This is a genomic window from Exiguobacterium sp. s11, from assembly GCF_018619015.1.
Taxonomy (GTDB): Bacteria; Bacillota; Bacilli; order Exiguobacteriales; family Exiguobacteriaceae; genus Exiguobacterium_A; species Exiguobacterium_A indicum.
The window spans coordinates 109,161-133,453 of record NZ_JACSNF010000001.1 but is presented as its reverse complement, the minus strand read 5'-3'; the positions used below and the strand labels follow the sequence as shown (position 1 = coordinate 133,453).

At 47.8% G+C, this 24,293-nt stretch carries 33 protein-coding genes; 15 read left to right on the top strand and 18 right to left on the bottom strand.

Annotation, left to right across the window (positions count from 1 at the left end):
- Positions 1–39 precede the first annotated feature (39 nt).
- From KNQ12_RS00855 to KNQ12_RS00840, 4 genes are all read right to left on the bottom strand, one after another.
- Positions 40–645 (bottom strand): HAD-IA family hydrolase, encoded by a 606-nt coding sequence (locus tag KNQ12_RS00855; RefSeq protein WP_023468275.1) that lies wholly within the window; start codon positions 643–645, stop codon positions 40–42.
- Positions 617–1,528: a PhzF family phenazine biosynthesis protein gene (locus KNQ12_RS00850; RefSeq protein ID WP_023468274.1), complete on the bottom strand. Its 912-nt coding sequence runs from the start codon at positions 1,526–1,528 to the stop codon at positions 617–619. Before KNQ12_RS00850 ends, KNQ12_RS00855 begins: the two co-directional genes overlap by 29 nt.
- Complete coding sequence (locus KNQ12_RS00845) at positions 1,525–2,577, bottom strand: flavin monoamine oxidase family protein (RefSeq protein ID WP_058713070.1); 1,053 nt, start codon at positions 2,575–2,577, stop codon at positions 1,525–1,527. The genes KNQ12_RS00850 and KNQ12_RS00845 overlap by 4 nt, the downstream gene beginning before the upstream one ends.
- Positions 2,578–2,657: 80 nt before the next feature.
- A complete protein-coding gene (locus tag KNQ12_RS00840) occupies positions 2,658–2,876 on the bottom strand; it encodes a hypothetical protein (protein ID WP_143013646.1) in 219 nt (72 codons plus the stop codon).
- A 171-nt stretch (positions 2,877–3,047) separates the two neighbouring features.
- Here KNQ12_RS00840 and KNQ12_RS00835 point away from each other — a divergent pair, with 171 nt between their 5' ends.
- The 3 genes from KNQ12_RS00835 to KNQ12_RS00825 all read left to right on the top strand — a co-directional run bounded on the left by KNQ12_RS00835 (position 3,048) and on the right by KNQ12_RS00825 (position 4,477).
- Positions 3,048–3,329, top strand: a complete 282-nt coding sequence (locus KNQ12_RS00835) for a hypothetical protein (protein WP_023468271.1) — start codon at positions 3,048–3,050, stop codon at positions 3,327–3,329.
- A gap of 480 nt (positions 3,330–3,809) precedes the next feature.
- A complete protein-coding gene (locus tag KNQ12_RS00830; protein WP_023468270.1) occupies positions 3,810–4,016 on the top strand; it encodes a helix-turn-helix transcriptional regulator in 207 nt (68 codons plus the stop codon).
- Positions 4,016–4,477: a DUF2178 domain-containing protein gene (locus KNQ12_RS00825; RefSeq protein ID WP_058713068.1), complete on the top strand. Its 462-nt coding sequence runs from the start codon at positions 4,016–4,018 to the stop codon at positions 4,475–4,477. The genes KNQ12_RS00830 and KNQ12_RS00825 overlap by 1 nt, the downstream gene beginning before the upstream one ends.
- On the opposite strand, the gene KNQ12_RS00820 is transcribed toward KNQ12_RS00825, so the two are convergent.
- Positions 4,474–4,890: a GNAT family N-acetyltransferase gene (locus KNQ12_RS00820; protein WP_058713067.1), complete on the bottom strand. Its 417-nt coding sequence runs from the start codon at positions 4,888–4,890 to the stop codon at positions 4,474–4,476. The genes KNQ12_RS00825 and KNQ12_RS00820 overlap by 4 nt on opposite strands.
- Positions 4,891–4,969: 79 nt before the next feature.
- Between KNQ12_RS00820 and KNQ12_RS00815 the strand changes: the two genes are divergently transcribed.
- A complete protein-coding gene (locus KNQ12_RS00815) occupies positions 4,970–5,500 on the top strand; it encodes a GNAT family N-acetyltransferase (RefSeq protein WP_055968034.1) in 531 nt (176 codons plus the stop codon).
- On the top strand, positions 5,497–6,282 hold the full coding sequence (locus KNQ12_RS00810) for an endonuclease/exonuclease/phosphatase family protein (RefSeq protein WP_214745728.1): 786 nt from the start codon (positions 5,497–5,499) through the stop codon (positions 6,280–6,282). The genes KNQ12_RS00815 and KNQ12_RS00810 overlap by 4 nt, the downstream gene beginning before the upstream one ends.
- A gap of 40 nt (positions 6,283–6,322) precedes the next feature.
- On the opposite strand, the gene KNQ12_RS00805 is transcribed toward KNQ12_RS00810, so the two are convergent.
- The 3 genes from KNQ12_RS00805 to KNQ12_RS00795 form a co-directional block, all read right to left on the bottom strand.
- Entirely contained in the window at positions 6,323–6,808 is a 486-nt protein-coding gene (locus tag KNQ12_RS00805) for a YusW family protein (RefSeq protein WP_055968028.1), read from the bottom strand.
- A complete protein-coding gene (locus KNQ12_RS00800; RefSeq protein ID WP_055968026.1) occupies positions 6,805–7,422 on the bottom strand; it encodes a flavodoxin family protein in 618 nt (205 codons plus the stop codon). Before KNQ12_RS00800 ends, KNQ12_RS00805 begins: the two co-directional genes overlap by 4 nt.
- Positions 7,423–7,576: 154 nt before the next feature.
- Positions 7,577–8,056, bottom strand: coding sequence for a GNAT family N-acetyltransferase (locus KNQ12_RS00795; protein ID WP_023468263.1), 480 nt, complete (start codon positions 8,054–8,056; stop codon positions 7,577–7,579).
- 123 nt (positions 8,057–8,179) lie between these two features.
- Between KNQ12_RS00795 and KNQ12_RS00790 the strand changes: the two genes are divergently transcribed.
- Entirely contained in the window at positions 8,180–8,626 is a 447-nt protein-coding gene (locus KNQ12_RS00790; protein ID WP_023468262.1) for a MarR family winged helix-turn-helix transcriptional regulator, read from the top strand.
- Positions 8,627–8,661: 35 nt separating this feature from the next.
- A complete protein-coding gene (locus KNQ12_RS00785) occupies positions 8,662–9,930 on the top strand; it encodes an NAD(P)-binding domain-containing protein (protein WP_041255107.1) in 1,269 nt (422 codons plus the stop codon).
- A gap of 20 nt (positions 9,931–9,950) precedes the next feature.
- Here the strand turns inward: KNQ12_RS00785 and KNQ12_RS00780 are convergent, their stop codons facing one another.
- Positions 9,951–10,391: a VOC family protein gene (locus KNQ12_RS00780; protein ID WP_023468261.1), complete on the bottom strand. Its 441-nt coding sequence runs from the start codon at positions 10,389–10,391 to the stop codon at positions 9,951–9,953.
- Positions 10,392–10,542: 151 nt separating this feature from the next.
- Here KNQ12_RS00780 and KNQ12_RS00775 point away from each other — a divergent pair, with 151 nt between their 5' ends.
- Complete coding sequence (locus KNQ12_RS00775) at positions 10,543–11,289, top strand: bacteriorhodopsin (protein ID WP_023468260.1); 747 nt, start codon at positions 10,543–10,545, stop codon at positions 11,287–11,289.
- Between the two features lie 32 nt (positions 11,290–11,321).
- On the opposite strand, the gene KNQ12_RS00770 is transcribed toward KNQ12_RS00775, so the two are convergent.
- The gene (locus KNQ12_RS00770) at positions 11,322–11,744 is read right to left on the bottom strand and encodes a hypothetical protein (protein WP_035397448.1); all 423 of its coding nucleotides are present in this window, start codon (positions 11,742–11,744) and stop codon (positions 11,322–11,324) included.
- An 81-nt stretch (positions 11,745–11,825) separates the two neighbouring features.
- Here KNQ12_RS00770 and KNQ12_RS00765 point away from each other — a divergent pair, with 81 nt between their 5' ends.
- Entirely contained in the window at positions 11,826–12,335 is a 510-nt protein-coding gene (locus KNQ12_RS00765; RefSeq protein ID WP_023468258.1) for a DNA topology modulation protein, read from the top strand.
- Here KNQ12_RS00765 and KNQ12_RS00760 read toward each other — a convergent pair.
- Together KNQ12_RS00760 and KNQ12_RS00755 are read right to left on the bottom strand one after the other, a co-directional pair.
- Positions 12,301–12,870, bottom strand: coding sequence for a GNAT family N-acetyltransferase (locus KNQ12_RS00760; protein ID WP_023468257.1), 570 nt, complete (start codon positions 12,868–12,870; stop codon positions 12,301–12,303). The genes KNQ12_RS00765 and KNQ12_RS00760 overlap by 35 nt on opposite strands.
- Positions 12,871–12,995: 125 nt before the next feature.
- Positions 12,996–14,702, bottom strand: coding sequence for a methyl-accepting chemotaxis protein (locus KNQ12_RS00755; protein ID WP_214745725.1), 1,707 nt, complete (start codon positions 14,700–14,702; stop codon positions 12,996–12,998).
- A 160-nt stretch (positions 14,703–14,862) separates the two neighbouring features.
- On the opposite strand from KNQ12_RS00755, the gene KNQ12_RS00750 reads away from it, so the two are divergent.
- Positions 14,863–15,915: a C45 family autoproteolytic acyltransferase/hydrolase gene (locus KNQ12_RS00750; RefSeq protein WP_023468255.1), complete on the top strand. Its 1,053-nt coding sequence runs from the start codon at positions 14,863–14,865 to the stop codon at positions 15,913–15,915.
- 39 nt (positions 15,916–15,954) lie between these two features.
- Here KNQ12_RS00750 and KNQ12_RS00745 read toward each other — a convergent pair whose 3' ends face one another.
- The 4 genes from KNQ12_RS00745 to KNQ12_RS00730 all read right to left on the bottom strand — a co-directional run bounded on the left by KNQ12_RS00745 (position 15,955) and on the right by KNQ12_RS00730 (position 18,529).
- The gene (locus tag KNQ12_RS00745; RefSeq protein WP_023468254.1) at positions 15,955–16,431 is read right to left on the bottom strand and encodes a GNAT family N-acetyltransferase; all 477 of its coding nucleotides are present in this window, start codon (positions 16,429–16,431) and stop codon (positions 15,955–15,957) included.
- Positions 16,413–16,991 carry a GNAT family N-acetyltransferase gene (locus KNQ12_RS00740; protein WP_023468253.1) on the bottom strand — a complete coding sequence of 193 codons (579 nt, stop codon included), beginning with the start codon at positions 16,989–16,991 and terminating at the stop codon, positions 16,413–16,415. The genes KNQ12_RS00745 and KNQ12_RS00740 overlap by 19 nt, the downstream gene beginning before the upstream one ends.
- A gap of 34 nt (positions 16,992–17,025) precedes the next feature.
- Positions 17,026–17,514 (bottom strand): GNAT family N-acetyltransferase, encoded by a 489-nt coding sequence (locus KNQ12_RS00735; RefSeq protein ID WP_023468252.1) that lies wholly within the window; start codon positions 17,512–17,514, stop codon positions 17,026–17,028.
- Between the two features lie 109 nt (positions 17,515–17,623).
- The gene (locus KNQ12_RS00730; protein ID WP_023468251.1) at positions 17,624–18,529 is read right to left on the bottom strand and encodes a methyl-accepting chemotaxis protein; all 906 of its coding nucleotides are present in this window, start codon (positions 18,527–18,529) and stop codon (positions 17,624–17,626) included.
- 265 nt (positions 18,530–18,794) lie between these two features.
- Here KNQ12_RS00730 and KNQ12_RS00725 point away from each other — a divergent pair, with 265 nt between their 5' ends.
- The 3 genes from KNQ12_RS00725 to KNQ12_RS00715 are packed head-to-tail and all read left to right on the top strand — an operon-like array spanning position 18,795 to position 21,336.
- Complete coding sequence (locus KNQ12_RS00725) at positions 18,795–19,778, top strand: ROK family protein (RefSeq protein WP_023468250.1); 984 nt, start codon at positions 18,795–18,797, stop codon at positions 19,776–19,778.
- The gene (locus KNQ12_RS00720; protein WP_214745721.1) at positions 19,775–20,938 is read left to right on the top strand and encodes an MFS transporter; all 1,164 of its coding nucleotides are present in this window, start codon (positions 19,775–19,777) and stop codon (positions 20,936–20,938) included. The genes KNQ12_RS00725 and KNQ12_RS00720 overlap by 4 nt, the downstream gene beginning before the upstream one ends.
- 20 nt (positions 20,939–20,958) lie before the next feature.
- The gene (locus KNQ12_RS00715) at positions 20,959–21,336 is read left to right on the top strand and encodes a VOC family protein (protein WP_214745718.1); all 378 of its coding nucleotides are present in this window, start codon (positions 20,959–20,961) and stop codon (positions 21,334–21,336) included.
- Positions 21,337–21,842: 506 nt separating this feature from the next.
- Here the strand turns inward: KNQ12_RS00715 and KNQ12_RS00710 are convergent.
- On the bottom strand, positions 21,843–22,454 hold the full coding sequence (locus KNQ12_RS00710; protein WP_214745715.1) for a DUF3885 domain-containing protein: 612 nt from the start codon (positions 22,452–22,454) through the stop codon (positions 21,843–21,845).
- 77 nt (positions 22,455–22,531) lie between these two features.
- On the opposite strand from KNQ12_RS00710, the gene KNQ12_RS00705 reads away from it, so the two are divergent.
- Together KNQ12_RS00705 and KNQ12_RS00700 are read left to right on the top strand one after the other, a co-directional pair.
- Positions 22,532–22,999, top strand: a complete 468-nt coding sequence (locus KNQ12_RS00705; RefSeq protein WP_174316288.1) for a GNAT family N-acetyltransferase — start codon at positions 22,532–22,534, stop codon at positions 22,997–22,999.
- Between the two features lie 70 nt (positions 23,000–23,069).
- A complete protein-coding gene (locus tag KNQ12_RS00700) occupies positions 23,070–23,747 on the top strand; it encodes a hypothetical protein (RefSeq protein ID WP_214745711.1) in 678 nt (225 codons plus the stop codon).
- Positions 23,748–23,769: 22 nt separating this feature from the next.
- Here the strand turns inward: KNQ12_RS00700 and KNQ12_RS00695 are convergent, their stop codons facing one another.
- The gene (locus KNQ12_RS00695; RefSeq protein ID WP_174316756.1) at positions 23,770–24,054 is read right to left on the bottom strand and encodes a DUF3784 domain-containing protein; all 285 of its coding nucleotides are present in this window, start codon (positions 24,052–24,054) and stop codon (positions 23,770–23,772) included.
- Between the last annotated feature and the right edge of the window lie 239 nt (positions 24,055–24,293).

Below are 24,293 nucleotides of genomic sequence, written 5' to 3'. Positions count from 1 at the left end.
AAAACAGCCCCGTTTCCATCACTGGAAGCGGGGCTGTCGTTATGTCAGTAACAATTCCTTTAATCGACCGGGCGACGTTATGGTATACGTCGCAACGGTCTGACTCGCATGTTCGCTTATCAAACACGTCTTGATACCGGCACGATGTCCGGCTAAGACATCGAGTTCCCGGTCTCCAATCATGATCGTCTCGTCTCGTGCCATCTGGTGCCGATCGATCAAGTACGTGACAGCTTCCGGATCCGGTTTTCGGGCGAATCCATCCGGTGCCGTCAACACGTCTTGAAAATGATGCGTCAACTCGTGTTTTGCAAGCAACGCATGAATCGATGTTCCGCGATGGGTGACGATATGATGCGTCGCACCTCTCGTCGATAACGCCTCTAACAGTTCACGGATTCCGGGAAACGGTTCAGACTGTTTTTGTTCGATGTTCATCTTTTGTTGTTTGTAGTTCGCAATGAACGCTTCGGACACACCAAACGCCTCATACGTCGTTTTTGCTGAAATCGCCATCAGCTCTGCTACTTGCTCGCGTTCGACCGTTCGCCCCTCACGCTCGAGTAATTCCACGAACACATCGACTAACACCGGATACGTATCAAACAAGGTGCCGTCAAAATCCCAAATGAAATGTTTCAACATCTGCCTCTTCCTCTCCCACTCTCTTGACGCCGACAAAGACGGCTTGCCCGTCCATCTCGACTTTCCATTTGCTATGATCAAGACCTTCGCCAGAAATACGGATTCCGACCTGCCCGGGACGACCCATCTCGTGTCCTTGTTCGACGATGATCGCTGTTTCCGTTTCAAGTGGCTGGATGAATTTTCGATAATAGACACCCATCACACCACTCGCCGTTCCCGTAACCGGATCTTCGACGCTACCTGCCCCCGTTGCTGAGAAGTGACGTCCGTGCATCGTCGCTTGTCGGTCATATGTATCGAGACAAATCGGATGAATCGAGGCTTGTGGGAAGTCGGTCAACACGGTGGTAAAGCGTTGGTTATCCGGCACCATCCGGTGAAAGTCCTCAAGTCGACGAATCGGGAGGAGCAGTGTCCAGTTCCCAGTACTGCCGTATACGATTGGCCATCGGTCATCGAGATGTGTCAATTCGAGACCAATCGCGGCTAGAACGTGCTTTATGTCACCGTCAAACTGATGTAATTGTGGTTGTCCCTGTTGCAAGCGAAACATTCCGTTCGCTAAACGCATCACGGGCAAGATGCCTGACTTTGTCTCGATCTGACATGCCGTAGATAAACGGATCTTTGAATCAAGTGCCGTCAATGCGGCAATCGTACCATGTCCGCATAAGTCCATTTCCCGTTCCGGTGCAAAGTAGCGCATGCGGTAGTCCGCTTGCTCGGATGACAAGACGAACGTCGTCTCGGTAAAGCCATTCGTACGCGCGATTCGTTGCATTTCCGACTCAGTCAATTGATCGGCGTCTAAGACGACCCCAGCTGGATTACCGCTTCCTGGCGTCGTCGTGAACACATCATAATGTAGCGTCTCGATCATTTTTTTACTCCTCTCTTTTCTAAATAGCGTTCAACGGATCGTATGGCCCCTTCTAAGTGTCCACCATGACTCGGATCGGTCTCTGTCCCAATCAGTGAAATCGCTGCATGCTCCACTCCGAGATTGATAGCATGATATGCCGGGAAATCCACGAGCGGTGCTGCATCAGCTCGTGTTGCTGTCCAACTATCCGTCGACCAGTCTTTATACGCCCAACCAATCGACTGACGCGCTTGTTCACCGAACAGACGAACCAGCTGCGCGAGTACCGTTTCCTTGATTTCCGCCTCGGTCAATAACTGTCGTTCACGTGCCGGCGTCCGGAAAAAACCGAACAACGCTCCTGATCCATCTTGTGGGGAAGCGTCATGAATCTCCTGCACCATCCCAGTCCAGCTGATTGCCTGACCGGACCAGCCCGAATCACGCCAAAACGGTCTTTCGTAAAGAACAAGACATTTTGCTTGCTGCGCCATCCAGGTCGGTAATGCTTCGAGTTCATCCAGGACTGCTTCAGGTAAAGCTGGCACATACGATAGTCTTGCCGCTAAACGTGGTGGGAGTGCGAGAACGATCTCATCGAACGGTTGACTCTTCCTTCCTGAACTGATGACCCTCCGGTTCGTGACATCAATCTGACTGATCGGAGACTTGAGTCGAATCGTTCCCGGTCTGAGTCGTGCAGCAAGTGCCGTAGCAACGGAGCGGATTCCGTCACGAAGGCGAAGCGCCGTCGGTTGATTCGCAACCACATGCGACTCGATTCCGTCAGCCCGTTCGAGTCGAAGCGCACCCGTCGTGTATTGTTCCAGTGTCGGTAAATCGAATCGATGGATCAAATCAACCATCAGTGGTTCACTGTCCGGCCAAAACCAAGTCGGTCCAAGATCAAACGCATATGCTTGTCCGGCTAGGTCGAAATCGACCGTCTCAATTCTCCCACCGATTCGGTCGCGTGCTTCATAGATCGTCACGTCGTGTCCAAGCTCCTGCATACGCGTCGCGAGATATAAACCACTGATTCCTGCTCCAATGATGGCAACGTTCATTTTACTTCATCCTCTCGATTTGAGATGCTTGTTTTAGTATACCGGAACACGCGAAAAAACAAGGACGTGACGTCCTTGCCTTAGGATGATTGCATTTGCTGCCAGTCGTCTTCTTCACCAATTGATTGAACCCATTCGATCGGAACATACAAGGATCGGGCAATCGCTTCGTCCGTCTTCCCCAGTTTTCGCAACAGATGGACGATCCGAATCCTTCGTTCGAGCTCCCGGTCATCCGGTATCAGTTCAGGCATCATCTTCTCTTCTCCTTTCCACTGAATCGGCGATGGCGTTTTCAACAGAATACCCCATAACTATCTGAATATTCCGATTGATGTGCAGAAGCGAGGATTTTTGATAAAGTTCAGGGATAGATAACAGAAAGGAATTCATCGCTTTTTGTAGAAACATATTGAATAGGTGCAACAATAGGATTTCTTGCGTCAACCAAACAGAATAGGAGTATGCATATGATTAAACATAACGCACTATTTCGTCTGTCGATCGGCTTGTTGCTAACTGGTGTCTTTGGCGGTATCATTTTAGATGCCATCGGCTTCTTTCCGCACACGACAGCTTACATATTAAGCATCCCGATTGCTTCGAATAGCACGGATTTTTGGCTAGGATGGATTTTATCCGGTATGATGATCACTGGGCTGGTCACGCTTTTCTTATCCTTACGTCATCATCAGGGATGGACGACGTTCGTCTGTCTCATGGCTGTCATTTTGACACCTTACGTATTTTAATGTTCACGTAGGCTTCAAATGACTGATCCCAAAAAATGACGCGTCTTTTCACGCCCTTTCCTCAGGCGAGACACAATTCAGTTTTCCCGCTCCGTTCGAGCAGGAAAACGGGTCTTGTTTGTCTCTGACAGCGCAAAATCGCGCTTTTTCCTGTAGGAGTGGCGTGTAATGCGTCATTTTTTTATATCCGGAAGAAGGATCAGAGAAGCGTTTTGTTCACTCGACATCGCTTCCTAGGGAAAAACAAGCAGGAGCGACCCTGCAGCGAAGCGAAGCGGCTCGATGCTTTTCCCAGGAAAACGATTCGAGATGAACAAAAAAAGCGCAATCCTTTTTGTTAAAAGAAAAATTACGCTTTGTCTTCAGTCTGAGGAGTTGACTTTTGAGTCAGCTCCATTTTTTACATATATGACGTAAAGTCTACTTTACAAAATGTAAACCCAACTTTACAATGTAAACAACTGGAAAGGAGGTCGTCAGATGAAACTGACGAACCATGTCCGCCTCTATCGTCAACAGCACAAGTGGACACAAGAGCAGTTCGCTGAACGAATCGGTGTGACACGACAAACTGTCATCTCACTTGAAAAAGGAAGCTATACGCCGTCGCTCTTACTCGCGATGCAGATTGCCCGCGTCTTTGATTGCCCGATCGAGGAACTATTTCAATTAGAGGAGGAATCCTGATGAAACGTGTCGTCACTCAATCTTTACTTAATTGTTGTCTCTACTTTTTAGCTGCTTATCTCATTAGTGCCATTCATGCGAACCTACAACTATTTCAAGATGATCCGGTATCCGGTACGGGATTGTCGCTGGAATTGAATCTAATGAGTGTCCTTCCAGTGCTAGTGATTGCGATTGTCCTTTCGATCGTCAGCTATTTCTTACGAGAAGACCGTACAAGTTCGTTTGCAACAGCAGAATTTTCCGACTCCGACGAACGTGAGGCACTGATCACCGGTAAAGCAACTCGTGCAGCGTATGTTGCTTTCATGATCAGCCTTCCCGTCCTAATGATTGCCTTTTTGTTCGAGCAACCGTTACTTCAACTGTATCCAGCATTTCCGTTCTATGCGATTGCTCTTGTCTTATCGATCGGAACACTTACGTACATGTCGGCTTGGATTGTGCACGTCCGGCGTTAAAGTCGCTTGACGAAGAAGTATTGAGATTGTCCAATCGATGGATGATCGGTCAGTCGTCCATACTCTTCATAACCATGCTTGCGGTAAAAGTCTGGTGCTTGAAAATCAAACGTGTCCAAAAGAATTTTCGTACACCTTGCTTCCTTCGCATATCCTTCGATAGCTTGCAGCAGGCGGGTTCCGACACCTGCCTGTCGTGCTGTATCGCTCACCCAAAGGAACTGGACATGAATATGTTGCCAACCGTAAGACGCGGTAATTCCTCCGATGCATTCGCCCTTCTCGTTAGATGCTGTAAAACAAAGTTCTTCCGATTGTTCATATAAGGCTTTAGGAACATGTTGCCGATTGTAGGCAATCAATTGCTCGCGGATGAATGTCCTATCTTCCTTCGTTCCAGTTTGAATTTTCATTTCTTCTCTCCTTAAATTTACAAATGATACCATCCCTGCCATAATGATAGCATATTCCATCTAGAACGGAGGATTACATATGCAGACGATGCACCACTCGTTCGATACACAACGGTACCAGATTCGACCGGCTCGACTCAGTGACGCTGAAGCCCTCGCTGAACTCCGCCAAACACTCGATGCGGAAACGGAATACTTCGACCGAATGCCTGGTGAGGACGTGATGACCGCGACGGATTTCGCAGATCAGTTACACGATTCCTCGGTTCCGGACCGCATCCTCGTCGTCGAGCGCGATGGACGCCTCATCGCCTACGCCCGATGTCGTGGTTTTCATTTAAAACGTTTCGCGCACAAGGCATCATTTGGACTCGGTGTACTTCAATCCGACTGGGGGCAAGGAATCGGTACCCAACTGCTGGAACGAATGATTGCTTGGGCAAAAGCGCAATCCCTGCAAAAAATTCAGCTCGAAGTCGTCGAGACGAACCTCGGCGCCATTCGCCTCTATCAGCGACATGGATTTCAAGAAGAAGGACGACTGCGTCATGACCGGTTATTATCGGACGGTTGCTTTTACGATACAGTGTTGATGGGCTTACAGCTATGAGTCTTTCATTATCGATTGCGACATATAACATCTGGCATCACCCGCACAAACGACAAGAACGGTTCGAGGCGTTATGCGCGGAGATCAAGCAACACCAACCGGACATTCTCCTCCTGCAAGAAGTCATGTCGACGTTTCATCCGGATGAACCATTCGTCTCGATCGCTGAGCACCTCGCAGAGGCGACCGGTTATCCGTATATGATGATGGATCCTTACATGGATTCACCAGATGAAGGACTTGCTATCCTGACGAAATTGCCGTTTGAACGAACGGATTCGAGTGCCGCTGCGACAGCAAACATCAACCACCACTGTGCGATTCGGATCCCGTTTTCGATTGACGGTGTGCGTTTTGCCGTGACGAACATTCATTTCAATTGGCGTGCTTCAGACATTCGACTCGATCAACTTCGATTCGTCAACGAATGGATTGCCTCACAGACGGATGACACGACGATCGAGTTCTTAGGCGGTGACTTTAATGATGGTCCAAACTCTGCTCTGCATCAAGCTGCGCTTAAGGAATGGGTCGATCTCGCCGGTAGTTTTGCCGCTCGTACAGGACAGATTGCCGCCGCGACGCTTGATTCTGTGATGAATCCGTACGCAAGGAAGAATGACGGCATCACAAGCCCCGTTCGATATGATTGGTTACTCTGTCAGCGTTCGCTTTCACAGGTGACCTTACAGCACGTCCAGCTGATCGGAAATCATCGACTGCCGCATCGCCTTGTACCGAGCGATCATTACGGTGTCCTCGCTCATGTGACGCTACACTAAGACAACAGGTCTACACCCCTTACGGGCGCAGACCTGTTGTTTATTTTTTATATTCTTTTTCGGTTCCGTCTGAGAATTCGATTTCAACCTCTAAGCGAGAAGCATCCTGGATCGCAAACACACGTTCAACCTCACTGATGACCTCATTTTCAGATGTATCCGCATCAATCTTTAAGTTCTTGAACTTCGCGTCGAGTTCCGCCATCGCGTCGTCTCCTTGCTTTTGCTCCCCTTTATAGCGATATTCCGCTTCCGTTCCGTCATTATCCCGGTCATAACTAATATCAATGGCATCGTTATCCCCTTCAACGTCCGCTTCAATCGACAGACTGTTGAAGCCATAATCCGTGTCGGCATTTTTCGTTACCGTATCCTTGTCTTGCATCGTATCGTCGGTCGTGTTCGAATTCGTTGATCCTTCTTCGACCTTGTCCGTCGACGTTTCCTCATTTCCGCAACCCGCAAGCATTAAACTCATCGCGAACAACGTGGCGACACCGTATCCTGTTAAACGTTGTTTTTTCATTCCATCACATTCCCTTCTGCTGGAATCGGGTGTTCCTTTAACATCTTCGCAAAATGGTATAGGTTGGCAGCTAAAAACTGTGCGTGTCGTTTCGTAAAGTCGTTGTTCCGTCCTGCTTCGATGTAAGACGGTCCTGGTCCCGCTTCACCGACCCAGTAAGCATCGACGTTCGGCGGAATCGTAAAGCCGATATGCGACAGACCGTACAAGATGGAAGCAGACGCATGTTTAGCTCCGTCTTCATTCCCCGTGACGATGACGCCACCGACCTTGTTGTAGTAGATTGCTTGTCCGAGATCGTTCGTCAAGCCGCTCCCTCCGTATAATCGTTCAATGACTTGCGTCGCGACACTACTTTTTTCACCAAGCCAGAGCGGTGTCCCGATGACGACGATGTCGGCTCGTTTCACCTTTTCAAAAATAACGGGCCATTCATCCCCGTTGCCTTCGTCTTCCGTGACGCCGAACGCCACTTGGTGATCGACGATGCGGACAATTTCTGAAGTGACGTCCTCCTGTTTCCAATATGCAATCACGTCACGGATCAGCGCCTCCGTATTCGATGGTTCACGTGATGCTTTTAAGGTGCAGTTCAAGAATAAGGCATGCAACATCCGTCCATCCTCCTCTGTCATTTTAGGTAGTATCATTCGTCTTTAATACTTCCCTTCTTCCATCGACGGATAAACTAAAAAACCTTCGCTTCAGCGAAGGCAGATCATTGTAGAAGAATTGAATTGAAAAATCAAGCGTGTAAAGATCACTTCATTACCTAAGGTCATTTCGTCGCTCAAATAACAACGTGTCTCGCCAGACACCATGATGCTGTGCGATGGCACGTCGTCGACCGACTAATTCGAATCCAAGTCGCTCATGCAGCCGTCTGCTTGCGATGTTTTCTGGGAACATGTGTGATTGAAGCGTCCAGATCCCGTTGGCGTCCGCATAGGTGATCAATGCCTCCATTAAGAATCGTCCACCGCCGAGTCCTCGAGCGGAACGCTCTAGATATATACTGATTTCTCGAACGCCACGATAGACATGACGTTCAGAAATACGTCCCAGTTTAGCCCAGCCAATCACTTTTCCACCTTGCGCTAGAACGAATCGTTCAGATTGCGTCAGCGTTCTCCACCACTCTTGCTCATGAATCATCGTCTCGAACGTCGCGTTCCCTTCTTCTACTCCTTGACGATAGATGGCTAACACAGTGCTACGATCTTTCTCTTCCATCGAACGAACAAGCATCCAATTTCCCCCCTTTCCTTATTTACAATTGAATATGAGAAAATCATATATTGATTATTTGCAATTTGCAAGTTTGTATCGTATAACTGATTCATAAGCAAAATAGAGAAGGGAGAGCTATACATGAATGAAACGCGTGAATTATTTCAAACGTTCACTCGGCGCTTCGGATTATTGAATAAGAATTGTTGTGCCGTCCTAGATGAAGAGATATCTCTCGTTCAAAGTCATCTGCTGTATCAGGTTGCCAAACATCCTGACTCCGCAATGCAAGAAATTGCGGACCAACTCGCTCTTGATATCACTACGTTCAGCAGACAAGTACAAACATTGATTAAGCGGGACCTACTCGTAAAGCGTCCCGCGATCAACGATCGGCGAATTCACCTACTTCGCCTGTCCGAGAAAGGATTACGTGTTGCTCAAGCCATTGACGAAGAGATGAACACGTATCTTGATTCGATCTTCTCATCAATGACTTCCTTCGAAAAAGCACATGTCCTCCAGGCAATCGACTTGCTAAACACGAAGATGGGCGAGAGTGACGTCTGCTGTAAACCATGTCTCTAATACTTGCATTTTACAAATAAAAGGAGGTTTTATTCATGTCATACGGTTCTTCCCACCCCATCGTCATCATCGGTGCCGGTCCGATCGGTCTTGCGGCTGCAGCTCAACTTGTAGTGGAAGGTCAATCGTTTTTACTATTTGAGAAAGGTCCTTCGATTGCCCACCATATCAAACAATGGGAACACGTTCGGATGTTTTCGACGTGGCAATACAATATTAGTGACGCAGCACGTCACTTGCTCGAGCTGACGGACTGGATTGCACCAGCAAACGATACTGTGCCGACCGGAACTGAATTGATCAAACAATACCTTGCCCCACTTGCTGCATTACCGGAAATTGCTCCCTCTCTATATTTCCAACATGAGATTCTCTCGATCTCACGGGCAGGTCTAGACAAGATGACGAATGCCTCACGTGATGTAACACCGTTCGAATTAGTCATAGACACGCCGAACGGACGTAAACATATTCTCGCTCGCGCGGTCATCGATGCGTCTGGCGTCCTCGGGCGACCAAATCCTGCAATCAGTTCTGGTCATCGAGTCGAAATCGAGCAGAACTTACCTGTCCGGTATTCGATCGTAGATGCGAAACGTGATACTGTTGTTTTCGCGAATCAATCCGTCGCTGTCATCGGTAGCGGGCACTCTGCTTTGAACTCGCTCCTTGAACTCGTTTCTATTAAAGCGCACCACCCTGAAACGGAGATTCATTGGATCCTTCGCAAATCGGACCCGGTTCAAGCCTACGGCGGAGAAGAAAAGGATGCACTGGAAGGTCGCGGAGCACTCGGTTCGCGTCTCCGTCAGCTCGTTGAACGAGATCAGATTAGGGTTCACTCCAGCTTCAAGACCCAATCCATTGAATCGAAAGGAAAGTCGTTTGACATCACTGCTCAAGATGGTCGGTCCCTTCATCAGATCGATCAGCTGATCGTCAATGCAGGAAGTCGACCCGACTTTTCGTTCCTCGAGGAAGTACGGCTTGATATCGACCCTGTCACCGAGAGTAGTCGAATACTTGCTCCTCTGATTGATCCGAACCTTCATAGCTGCGGAACTGTCCGTCCACATGGAGAAGCGGAGTTACGTCATCCAGATCTTGGACTTTATTTGGTCGGTGCAAAAAGTTACGGTCGTGCTCCGACCTTCCTGCTTGCGACCGGTTATGAACAAGTTCGATCAATCGTTGCTTTTCTTGTCGGAGACGAGGCACGTGCGAAGCAGGTCAAGTTATCATTACCAGAGACGGGTGTGTGCAACGTTTCCCTGCCACAATCATCGACTTCCTGTTGTTCTTAACAATATACATCGGACCAGTCTTAGACAGGTCCGATTTTTTCTGCCAACTCAATGATCACGCCTTCTGGTCCTCTTACGTAACATAGGCGATATTCATTTTCGTAATTCGCGACGTCGCCAATCGACTGATATCCATTGTCCGCTAAACGTTCGACGAGCGCGGCGAGTGCCGTTACTTCAAAACAGAGATGACGCAATCCACCTGCGTGGACGGATTGGATCACGGAAGCCGTGTCACGCGGGTGTTTAAATCGAACGAGTTCAAGCCAGATTGCTTCACCTGGTAATCCGAGTGCAACACACTCCGTCTCCGCTCCCTCTAAATTTAATAAACGATCGAGTAACTCTCCTTTCATCTCCCATCGTCCGCGTACTTCGAGGCCACAAAGCGAAAAAAAGTGAATCGCTTCTTCTAGGTTCACGACGTTCAGACTGATATGATCCATTCGTTTACTCGGCATCCGTCACTCCTCCTCAAGTGTGTCGAAATGTTGTCAAACCGTTGATAGACCGCACATCAAGAGCGTTTCGACGTGGTGTCTGAAGACTGTATCGTCAGTAAAATAAAAGTATGAAAGGTCGTGTCCACTTACGAAAAGGAGTCGAAACAACATGGAAGACGTCAACCTTCTCGTTCTTGCGACCCAGTACATGTTCTGGGTCGGATTCGTCGGAATGGCCGCCGGTACGCTCTATTTTCTCGTCGAACGAAATTCCCTCGCCCCGGAATACCGCTCGACCGCAACAGTCGCTGCTCTCGTCACGTTCGTCGCTGCGATTCATTACTATTTCATGAAGCAAGCTGTCGGGGAATCAGGTTTGTTGTCGGAGATTGATGGCTTTCCGACTGAAATCCGCTACATCGATTGGCTTGTGACGACGCCTCTCTTGCTGATTAAGTTTCCGCTGTTACTCGGTTTAAAGGGGGGGAAAGGGCGTTCCCTTCTGACGAAACTCGTTATCGCCGACATCATCATGATCATCGGTGGGTATATCGGCGAGTCGTCGATCAATCTAGCGGGTGGCTTCACACAACTCGGTCTTTGGGCATACGTCGTTGGTTGTGTCGCATGGTTTTATATCATTTATCTGCTGTTCACGAACGTCACGAAAGCCGCTGAAGATAAGCCTGCACCGATTCGTAAAGCCTTGCTGCAGATGCGCTTGTTCATCTTGATTGGATGGGCGATCTATCCGGTCGGTTACGCGGTCACCTTGTTTGCACCCGGTATCGAGGTGCAACTCGTCCGCGAATTGATCTATAACTTCGCTGACTTGATCAACAAGGTCGGATTCGGTCTGATTGCCTTCTTTGCCGTCAAAACGATGTCTGCTACGAAAAATTTAAAATCGACTTAATCAAAAGACCGGATGTTTTGAGCATCCGGTCTTTATTTGAATTCATGCTGTAAATCCTGTGGAAATCCTCCGTTTTTAAAGATAAAACTTGACAGCCTAATCCTTTTCCCATCCATATCTAGAAAATAAGTTACGTTAGGTTCATTTGCAAATTCGACTTCGATTGAAGCCGGATTCGCCGAAGACTCATACGAAAATTTTTGTGTTTTTGTAGTGTATACTTCATCAGGGAATTGACGTGCTAGTTCCATCTTAAGCAATTTCTCATTCTCAGCAATCTGTTGATTGACGAGCGTCGGTCGGATGTACCAAAAGGAACTGCACCCGATCGCCACCAAACCAAGTAAAATCAAGCCATAGCGCTTCCACCGTTTCGGAAGACAAATCACACCACATCCCAGTACGAGTAATAGAAAAGCAATCGTCATCCCTTCGATTATGAAATTCGGTACCATCTTATCCACTCCTTTCGTTCTATCCTCGACTAGAAAACCGTGGTATGATCAATTCCTATGACAAAAAATAGGAGGTCTATGATGCGAAAAATCATCCTGATCGGTTCCGGTGGATCCGGTAAATCGACGCTTGCTCGTGCGATGGGCAAAAAACTCGGTTATCCCGTCGATCATCTCGACACCTTATTATGGCGTCCGAACTGGGAGGCGGTTTCGCGTGAGGAGCAACGCCAGATTCAACACATGCTCACGTCGCGCGACACGTGGATCATCGACGGCAACTACGGTGGAACGCTTGATTTACGAATCAAAGCCGCAGATACGATCATCTTCCTTGATCTACCGCGGACGATCTGTCTGTACCGAGCACTGAAACGGACGTGGCGCTACCGCAAGACCGGTCGACCGGATATGGCAGCAGACTGTCCGGAGAAACTATCGTTTGATTTTTTGAAATGGATTTGGCGGTTCCCGATCGATAAACGACCGAGTATCCTCTCAACGCTTAAAGCGACGTCCAATAAACAAATCATTCATTTGACGTCCCGTCGTGCTGTCAAACAGTTTCTTCAATCTTTACCTGAGGCGTGATAACGTCCGTTCGTAACCGACCGTACATCCGTGCATCATGCGACCTTTCGCCTTGATAGAGATAGCCGCGTAAGACGCCTTCAAACGTAAATCCGAGTTTTTCGAGTAAGCGATAGGATGCTTCGTTCTCAAGAAATGTCACCGCACCTAACCGATGAAGCGCCAATTCTTTGAACGAAAACCGGATGACTTCTTGAACAGCTTCCGATACATAGCCTCGTCGCCAAAAATCTGGATGTAATTCGAATCCAAGTTCGGCTTTTTTCGCATATGGACTCCAGTTATTGAGTCCGACCGTTCCAATGAACCGCCCTGTCGAACGGTCGATCATGCCCCATCGGATTCCCCGTTTCATAGAAAACGTTTGATCAAATGAATGGATGATCTGACTTGCTTCCTCAAGAGACGTGAGCGGATCAATGCCATAATATTGAGTCACGCGTGAATCAGATAAGATCGTATAGAAATCATTGACGTGACTTTCCGTAACGCGAATCAAATCCAGCCTATTTGTCGATAACGATTGAAAGTTCATATGTATGCCTCCTAAAATATAGTATTCAGATACATACGACGCGTCTCCATGAATCACCTTCTTTTCCCATTTATCCCTACATAAAAACGACCTCGATCATGTCTCCATCGAGGTCGTTTTTAATCTTATACGGTAAATCGTCCGGTAACGTGTTTCAAATCATCCGCCATCGTTGCGAGTGATTGGGACGCGGATGCAATCTCTTCCATCGACGCCATCTGTTCCTCGGTTGAAGCGGAGATGTTTTGCGTTCCGGCAGCAGTTCCTTCCGTCACTGCTTGAATCGTCCGCATGACAGATGCGATCTGTTCACTCGCCGCCGCCATTTCCTGAACGGCACCGGATACCTCCTCGACGTGCCCTGTCACGTCGGTGATGGCTGTCTCAATTTCTGAGAATGAGGCACCTGCCCGATCGACGACAGCGATTCCACTCGTCATCTCGGTTGAGACTTTTTCCATCGAGACAACCGATGCTTCCGTCTCTTGTTGGATGACACGAATCAACGACTCGATCTGTTTTGCCGAGACTGCCGACTGCTCAGCGAGCGTTTTGACTTCCGCTGCGACAACGGCGAATCCGCGTCCTTGTTCACCGGCGCGCGCTGCTTCGATTGCTGCGTTTAACGCGAGTAAGTTCGTCTGCGCCGCGACACCTTTGATCGAATCCGTAATTTGTCCGATTTCCTGCGATCGGTTACCGAGACCATCGATGACGTGGCTGAGACGCGAGACGTCTTCCTGAATCCGTCCCATCTGTGTCCCGAGTGTTCCGACGACCTGACCACCGAGCGAAACTTTTTCCATCGCCTCTGCCGTGCGTTCCGTCATCTGCTGCGCATTGCCAGCGACGTAACGGACCGACGTCGTTAACTCTTCGATCGTCCGTGAAGCATCGGACACTTGGTGCAGCTGCTGACTCGCACCACTTGCCATCTCTTCCATCGTCACAGCGACCATCTCGGTTGCTTTCGTCGTCGACTCTGCGTTGACGCTGAGTTCATCTGAAGCAACAGCGACACGCTCTGCTGTTCCCGTCAATTCTAAAACGACTTGTTGTTGTGACGCGATCATCTCATTAAAGGACGTCGTCAATTGACCGAGTTCGTCTTTAGAATCATAATCGCCACGAACCGTCAAATCACCGTTACCCGATTGGTCCATCCAGCCTTGTAATCGACGAATCGGACGGGTAATCAGACGCGTGATGTATAAAGCAAGTCCCACGAATAGGACGACACCTAACAAGATAATCCCGAGCATTAAGTAAAAGGCGGTCTGTTTTTCTGACTGATTTTGAGCGTTCAGATCCTTCGCCTGTCTCGTCATCGAAGCCATCAACGACTTCGCTGAACTGGCAACATTGTCCCGGACTTGCTCCAAACTATCCGAGTAGGCTTTATAAGCCTCTTCGTTCTCATTTCGCGTCGCGGCATCTTGGACGAGGCTCATCCCGTTATCATAGGCTAGGACGTTATCCTTTAAGTCTTCTAATTGTTTTTTTGACTGTGCGGTAAATCGTCCTGTATCTTCTACCTTATTGAGCGATGAACGGATTTGCGCTTGTCGCGTATCGATATCCGCCTGCAGTTCACCGATTCGAGTCTCGTCCTTCGTCAAAATCATCTCGACTAAAAAGGAATCGAGTGCCCGTGTATCGATTCGGATCTGTGCCACCTCTTGAATTGGTATCAGATTTTCTTGATACATCGTGCGTAAAGCATTCGACATCTGATTCAAGAAATAGAGTCCTGCTCCTGCGATTAAGAGCATTGAGATGATTGCTGTCGCAATCAATACTTGAATCTTCCGTCTGACTGACATGTGTTTCATTCCATCCCCTCCCGTTTTTTTATCGGTTCAGGATTAAAATAGTTGATTGATTTTTCAATATTCCTATATTTTGATGTGCTCAAGCAAAGCCCTGCCGTACGACTTTCTCTCTCGTGTTCGATATAATCAGCATACAGCAGGTGAAGAAAGGATGGATTCCATGCAACGTGTAGCCAATGAGATCACACAATTCCGCGGCAGTCATTATGAGTTCGGTCGCGAACAAGGGCGTTACGTCAAACGAAACCAGTTGCTCCATAACCGGGAGGACAACTGGAAGATCCGTGTTCCGCGCTTTCAAGTCGATCCGGTCGAGACGAAGGAGATGTTTCTCCGGTACGCCCCGCATATTTGGGACGAGTTACTTGGACTCCAGGACGAACTTGAACTGTCGCTTCCGGATACGTTACTCCATTTCGGGCATTACCGGGTCGAAGGACCGAAAAGTGGTTGTTCGATCATGACCGGTGATAATTTCCTCGTCCGTAACTATGATTACCATCCGATGACATATGATGGTCGATTTTCCGTCTTTCAACCGAATGATGGTGGCTCAGCAATCATCGGTCCCGCATCGCGGGTGACCGGTCGGATGGACGGGATGAATGAACATGGGCTTGCAATGGGCTATAACTTCATCAACCGTCGCCGTCCGGGCGATGGGTTCGTCAGTTTCATGATCGGGCGGATCATCCTCGAGATGTGCACGTCGGTCGACGACGCGATTTCACTCGTCAAGGAAATTCCGCATCGCGGATCGTTCACGTACGTCGTCCACGATAAATCGGCGCGTTCGTTCGTCATCGAGGCGACGGCACGCGACGTCCAAGTGCGGGAATCGAACATGTGCACCAATCACTTCGATTTGCTGCAACACGAAAACCGCTATCATCTGGATGACTCGAAACGTCGGATGATGGAGTTGAAGACCCATCAACACATGATTCAAGATGCGGAGTCCGCTTTCCGACTACTCAACGATACCGATAAAGGCGTCTTCGCTGATTTATATGCCCAGTGGGCGGGAACGATTCATACGTCTGCCTACTTTCCGGAAGAGTTGAAGGTCTGGTTTGCGCTCGGTGGTGATCAGGAACCGGTCACATTCGACTTTGCCGACTGGCTCGCTGGCAATGACTTCACAGCAAGCGAGATCACAGGTGAACTGGAGACGAACATTCAGTTCGCGAATACATTACAGACGTGGCGTTAAACGAAAAAGCTTCCTCCTGCTTGCGCAAGAGGAAGCTTTTTAATGGCTGACATCGAGACGTTTCGACATATGATAATCCGTCTTCTCGTACCCAAGCGAGTCATACACATGAATCGCCCGTTCGTTATGCGCGAAGACATGTAAGGAGATTTTCTTGACGTTCATCCGTTTTAATATCACTTCTAGTGATCGGAGCGCTTTCTTGCCGTAGCCTTGGTTCTGCTTGTCGGACGTAATCTTGACGTCGAAGATGAAGGCGGAACGTCCGCGTGATTCTTCCGTCACATGGACCCAAACCATCCCGATGTCGCTATCTGTCTCATCACGAAACGTAAACAAATAATGATCCTTCGTTTTCAGACCTTCTGGCAACAGCGCCGCGAACTCTTCAGTCGCCTTCTCAAGCGACTCGTTCTCTGACCACGTACCAGCGCGACACTTATCTGCCGCATATTCCTCGATTGCTACCGGTAGATACGACTCATAGGTCGCTTGATTCATTGGCTCGATGCGCATGCTGCCACCTCCTGCGTTTTCGTCCAGTCCCGTCGTAACATCGCATAGACCTGGATGTCGTGATACGTCCCGTATAATTTCTCAGCGTCCCGTAAGACGCCTTCTTCCGTGAAGCCGAGTCGTTCCGGGATTCGTCTGCTCCGGACGTTTCCAGTCGCACACTCAATGACGACACGGTTTAAGCCGAGTGTCTCGAAACAATAGTTCGTGACGAACCGGACGACGTCCGTCATGACACCTTTTCGTAGGCCCTTTTCTCCTAGATAATAGCCGATCGACGTTTGCCCGAGATGCCGATTAATTTCATGTAAACTGATCGTTCCAATGAGCTCGTCCTCAAGATAGATGCCGCATGTAAAGCCGTTACCATCGGCGAACTGTTGCAGCCATGCTGGAATGACGCTCTCCTGATATGTACTTGCCTCTGTTGCACCATCGACCCAACCGAGCCATTCGCGGAGATGGGGGCGATTGGCATCGACGAGGGCGAACAATCCTTCCGCATGGTGCCGTTCGATCAATTGAAGCGATACGTGATCGGATACTTGTAATCTGAACATGACCTCTCCCCTTTCTAGTACCTGTTGTTTGACATCACGTCGTCGTTTCCCTGCTTGACGTCACGTTCCATTCCATTCGTCTCGAGCGGACAGCCATTCCGAGTGCCTCGTAAAAGGCGATCGCTTCCTGATTGGCGTCATCGACGCCGAGTTCGATTTTGTCACAGCCGATCGTTTCCGCGTGCGCGTAAGCGGCTTGCATCAATCGTCTCCCGACGCCTTGTTTTTGATGCGTATCCGCAACGACGAGACTGATGACGCGTAAGTAATGCTTATCGAAGACGAAGCCGCTTCCTTCGACGATGTCTTCCTTTAGGACGATCACACCGGCAAGCCCATCTTGTTCCGCAACGAGTAATGCATAATCCGGATTCTCGAGTTGCGACAGAAATAAGTCTTCCGAAACCGGCATCTCGTGCGGACGGTAATGATCAGGTCGTATGGCGACGTGTTGATCGTGGATTTGCTGGAACAATGGAATCAATGCCTGAAAATCGTCAGGTCGAGCAGTGCGGATATTCATCAGTAGTTCGCTCCCTTTCCGTTTTGTAGTATATTAACATATTATTCCAAAGTGTAGAGATACTTTTTTATACAAAAAGGCACTCCGTTACCGGAATGCCGTCTCTCACTTAAATTGCTTTTGTAAAGTCTCGCGCTGTCTCCGTTAACGTCGATGCCGCACTCTGAACGTCATGGAAGCGATCGACCGTTTCTGCGACGACCGTGACGCTTGCTTGTGCATCCGACGTTGCTTGCGTCATCGCACGGGCAATCCGCTGCAGTTCATCATTCATTCGCTGCGTCGTCTGTCGGACGTCGACGACGGCTTGTTCGACGAGCTTTGAGAGATTTCGGACTTCAGTCGCGACGACATTGAATCCTTTGCCGTGTTCTCCGGCTCGCGCTGCCTCGATCGATGCATTGAGTGACAAGAGATTCGTCTGTGACGCAATTGTTTTGATCGTCTCCGTCACTTGAGCGATGTCCTGCGCCTGGCGTTGCAGCCGTTCAATCGTCTGATGGTTATCACGAGTCGTCTCGGCCATCTGTTCGATCGTTCGCCGTAACGCTTCGCTTTCCTGCTCGCCATGCGTCGACCGAGTATTCAAATCACTAGCAATCGTGTCAAACGAAGTCGCGAACTTTTGAATCGTCTGCTGACGATCAGTAATATCGGAAGCAATCTTCAAGACACCGGTCACTTCCGTTCCATCGTAAATCGGCATATAGGTTGCTTCTAGCCAAATCGATTGACCATGCGCATCGATGCGTTCAATTTTATCTGCCGTACTGAAGCCACTAAACAGCTTCTGCCAAAATGCTTGGTAACTGTCACTCATTGCAAACTCCGTCGTGCAGAAGAGGTGATGTTGCATCCCGATCATCTCTTCTCGTTTATATTTCATCGTCTTTGCGAATAAACCATTGACGTCGACGACACGACGTTGCCGGTCGAATCGAATCATTGCGACATTATCTTGCAGGGAGGCTAAAATATCTTGGGATCCTAGGTTGGTTGAAAGTTGGGTGGTCATGATTACAAACTCCTCTCGTCATCTACCTCCCGTTGCAGGCTATCCAAGATATTACAAATCGGAATAGTATGAATTAAAGATATATGACTAAAATTTTTTTATCTTCTTTACATATAGCCAGACAGCGATGGAATGAAACGTGATTTTTCTAAATATTCATATCCTACACCTCTTTTTTAAACTTGTCTTTTGTTCCCAACCTGATATACTCAAATCAAAACTTATTAAACTTTTTTAATAAGTAAACTAGTTTGGAGGTCTTTGTTTGACTGAACTCATTTCACGTACACGTCACGCTTTTTTAGTTGACCATCTCGATACGATCCCTGCGATTCGTCACGTTTTGGATGTCAGTTTTCCGACTGCGAGCAAACAGATCGATCAGATGATCGCTGCACAGGAAATTGAAGAGACACCACTTGAATTGGTTCGCGGAGGGCGTCCGGCAAAACGGTATCGCTATCGCGCGGATCACTTCCACGGACTCGCTCTTTATCTCGAACGCACGTATCTGCAGTATCGCATCCACGACGTCGGTGGACATCTGATCGCAACGGATCGCCTGAACTTCGATTCGACAGATCATGGATCTCATTTATTGAAAACGCTATCAACATTACTCGACGATCATCCAGATGTTCAAACGCTTGCAATTGGTGTCGCTGGTGCCGTTGATACAACCGGCACGATCCTATTCGCCCCAGATTATCCGACGCTAGACGGTCGCCCCTTGCAACAAGAACTGACGGAACGGTTCGGGCGACCCGTCGTCATCGAAAATGATATGAACGCTGCGGTCCGTGCCCAAGCTTCTGATAACGAGACGACTGTCTATGTGTATCTCGGAACGAACGGACCGGGAGCCGGCGTCGCCGTTTCCGGTCATGTCATCCGCGGAGCGCATCACTTCGCTGGAGAGATCTCGTTCATCCCGTTTGACGACAAGCGAAATGTCGGACAAGTCCTCGCGACGACTACACCACACTCTGACGACTGGTATGAAGCGTTAAGTCGAATCATCCTCTCGTTTAGCGTCACCTTGAATCCGGATGCCATCTTATTTACGTCGTCCGATGTCTCAGATGACGGATTAGCTCGGCTGACCGAACGATGCGCCAAGCGCTTTCCGCTCGACAAATTACCTCAGTTGCGGCAAGGCGACTGGGAAACCGATTATTTAGATGGTCTGATGCAACTGAGCATCCAGTCATTCATTGAACAAATTCCGTTAGGAGGACTCGCCCGATGACCCGTTTACTATTACCTTTGATTTATCTCGCTTTCATCAGTCTTGGTCTTCCGGATGCGTTACTCGGTACAGCGTGGCCCGTGATGCGGCTCGATCTCGACGCACCGCTCGACATGGCAGGGTGGCTCTTCATGACGATCGCTGCCGGAACGATCGTCTCGAGTCTGTTTAGCGGTCGCTTGATCGAACGTTATTCAACGGGTCCGATCACGGCAGCTTCTGCCGGTTTGACGGCACTGGCATTGATTGGTTTTTACGTTGCTCCGTCCTTGATTTGGCTCTTCGTCCTTGCGACCCCGCTTGGACTCGGTGCTGGAGTCGTCGACGCGGCGTTAAACCACTTCGTTGCCACCCATTATCAAGCGCATCATATGAACTGGCTCCATTGCTTTTGGGGCATCGGTGCGACGGCTGGTCCGCTCATCATGGCTGGTGTATTGCTCGATTCCGGCTGGCGTTTAGGTTACCTCGTCGTCGGTGCATTTCAACTTGTCTTGATGATTATCTTGATCGTCAGTTTACCGCTCTGGAAACGGGCTCCGAAACACGTGTCTGAACAGGTTCAGACCGTGAATACGTCGTCCGGAAAACCACGCGGATTGATTGCCGCTCTCGCAGCGTTTTGCTTTTATTGCGGCGTCGAGGCGGTCGTCGGGCTGTGGGGCAGTAGTTATCTTGTCCAAGTCCGGTCCTTTTCCGTGACGTCAGCAGCGACGTGGATTTCCGTCTATTACGGAAGCATCACCGCGGGGCGATTCATCAGTGGTTTTCTGTCGCTACGCTGGTCGAATCGTCGTTTGATTCGTGTCGGTCAATGGACGGCATTCGTCGGAGCCGCCTGTTTCATCCTCGCACCCGCTGCCTGGATGCCGCTTGGTTTCGTACTTGTCGGGCTTGGTCTCGCACCGATTTACCCGGCAATGCTCCATGAGACGCCGGTTCGCTTCGGGGAGGCTGCGGCGCAACGGCTGATGGGGGTACAAATGGCATTCGCCTATACCGGTAGTACCTTCATGCCGCCATTGTTCGGATGGCTGGCGACGTCCTATTCCTTATCGTTGTTCCATTGGTTTACGATCAGTCTCATCTTCTTGATGCTGGTCGCTACGGAAGGGTTGAACCGGATGTTGTTCAGACAGCGATTGGCAAAAGCCTCGTAATGAAGAAAGGATGAGTGGAGATGAAGATTGAACATATCGCCCTCTTTGTGGCAGACCTGGAAGGGATGCGTCAATTCTACGAAACACATTTTGATGCTACGGCAGGCGAGCGGTATCATAATCCGTCGAAAGGGTTCATGTCGTATTTCCTGACGTTCTCGAGTGGTGCGCGTCTTGAGTTGATGCAACGGACGGACATCACAGATCGGTCGACGAATGCGCTCGGGTATGCCCACCTCGCCTTCTCGCTTGGCAGCAAACAAGCAGTTGATGACTGGACAGATCAGTTACGGGATGCCGGTATACAACACCTTGACGGTCCCCGGACGACGGGTGACGGGTATTATGAAAGTACGGTCGCAGACCCGGAAGGTAATGTGATTGAGTTGACGGTCTAATGTTGAAACGAAACAATCCCTCATTCTGATTAGAGTGAGGGATTGTTTGTCGATTGATAGCTGTTCCATCGTTTGCTGCTTGTTGGTATATCTCGTGACGAGTAGGTGTATGACACGCATTTCATTCAGACTATCTTTAGGCGACGATTACAAAACTCTTTCACTGTAAACATTTGTAATGATATGCTAAAAAAGAACCAAATTATGACTATACGTATTCATTTTAAGAGGAGGCAGTTTATGCGAAAACATCTAGGATGGATCTCGATCGGCATCGTAGTCTTTACTTTTATAACGTTCAAGTTCTTGCCTTTCAATGGCTTTTGGGGAACGAATTATATGTTAGCTGGACTAGTGCTTGCGCTAGTGTGCGCCATCATAAGTCTAAAAAATACGGGGAAAATCCTTGCGTTAACATTACTCACTTCTCTATTGGTGCTTTTTATTTTTTCAGTGATCGGCTTCTTGGCACTAGCTTAAGTATTTCTAGAAGCGATTACATTCGATTAGCTGACATCATTACGATATTTCTTCTTGAACACGTCATACGTTGCTGAATCACCGAACAGTAAGAAACAACCGCGATCATCATAAAGATTCATGACGATATTTCGATCCATGTTCACGAAAAAGACTTCCGGATAGTCTGTATGCGTTTGACGAAATCTTGGATGCAGCGTCGGGAAATCCTGATGGCAGATCGCTTTGATTACACGCTTATAATCTAATGCGTTTTTGTTCGGTAATAACACGGCATATTCGGATACTAGCTCTTCTTCATCCACCTCTTTCTCAGCGAACTTCATGTTGTATTGATCTTCTCTTCTTTTTAAGTGACGGAATACTTTCGTCGCTGACTTTTGATACTTACCGCGCTCACTTCTCACATGTACGATGAAGTAAAGGGACTCCTCTTCTCGGAATAAATCCTCAAACAATTCGTTTGATTTTTGGTATGCCTGTTTAAAGTATTCCTCGTTGATTTCATCTGAATTTTTCTTTAACTGATACAGGTCCCTTACTAAGTCTACGTGAATTACGAAATCCTTCTCGACAAAGGAACGATCAAATAAGTTTACATTCCCATAGTGTTGTTGCAAGTATTGTGCGAAGTTCATTCCAAAGCTCCTTTATTCTGATGAGGACGGATTTTTTTAACGATTGATACAACCAGTCTAGAATGGAGAATGAAAAGATGATCATTGATACATTATCGAATCATCCTGAACAATTAGAAGTAGTTGCCACAATGATTCATACCGAATTCGTTCAAAAGAAAAAAGGAACGACACCCTATGAACAAATAAAAGCCTTTTTAGACAAAAAATCAGATGAGTCGTATCCTGTGACGTTGATTGCCTTAGATGATGTCACGTGTATCGGAACCGTCTCCCTCTTTGAAAATGACTTGAAGGAACGACCAGCCTATACGCCTTGGCTCGCTTCTTTATTCGTTGAAAAAGTCTATCGGAATCAAGGGATCGCGCAGCAACTGATCAATCAACTAATCATCTACGCCAAATCACGACAGATCACAACGATCTATTTAAAAACAGAAAACGCTTCAGCATATTATAAAAAATTAGGTTGGACTTTAGTTGAGGCGATTGAGACGACGAATTCACCCATGTATATTTTCGCTTATAATATTGATGACGCTTAATACGTTCTAGTGAGCGACAACAGCAACTATTAAAGCTTTACTCTTATGAGATAACAGAAAGGACGTTTTTATGAATCTCGAAATTAAAAGCTATCTTGAAATTCCGCCTGAAAAAGAAGAACATGATGTGAATCACACTTATCCAGGATTCGTAGAGATGACCCATACGATCGACAACGATATCTTTAACTATGCTTTTGGTCGAGCTGGCGGCTATCCTGCTGGAAAAGTCTTCTTTTGTATAGAGGGCATGCCTCTCCCCTTTAACTCACACGTGAGCGAGCTATTCCAATTTTGGCATGCGTTAATAAAAAGTGTGACCACGAATGATTTGCATGACATCGAAAAGTTCGATTGGTCACTTCCATATGAAAACGAAGAAATTTCTAACCAGTTCATTATTCGATTTTTCTATCGAAAAAAACGAGTAGAATTTCATTATCAAAATCAACTCTTGGCTACTTTTTCACTAGAGACCTATAAAAAAGCAGTCCTGCATGGGTTTTTAGATTTCATGTGGCATACGAATCTGGAATTTGAGACGATCGTGTATGATTCGCTTGGTGAGGAGATTAATTACGCAGCGATGCGAGAAGATACAGGAGACGATTTATACACATGTCGCTACATCTTCTTACAATTCATGAGAGAACTTTATCGTCAAAAAAATGATATACAGACGTTGATTGACTTCGATTTTAAGATTAGTCGCCCTTTCTCTAAATTACATTATGATTTAAACGACTAAGGACATACTGACTTAGACGAACTTACAGTTCTTTTTTAAATCGATTCTTCGTATTCGTATAGACGCCTGCAAAAATTATAAAAAACACGAGTAGAACGAAGCCTACTATGAATAAAAACGAATATCCAGATATCTCACTGAATGCGATCAATAATAGACTAAAGCTAATCCCATACATGATCTTCCCCATGAATTTACACAGGGCGACTTCGTCATATGTTTCCTTTTTACTTTCTGACATCGTATTATATCCTGCAAGCAATGAGGCACCCTTTCCTCTTGATAAAACGATCGCAAACACTAGCATGGGGATTAAAATCACGACATACACGATGGAATCGTTCAAAGTCGTTCGCTCCTTTCTCCTGTTTTAATAGATATCATGTTATTTATCCATTTACGCTCTATAAGCAGTCTGCGTTTCATAAAATATCATAAGTGCACTACCACAGTAATATGTTGATTTAGTAAATGACCGAAAGAACAATCGTATGTTGAAACTCTTAATCGTACCCATTATCTGTATCCCTTTATTGATTCTATCTG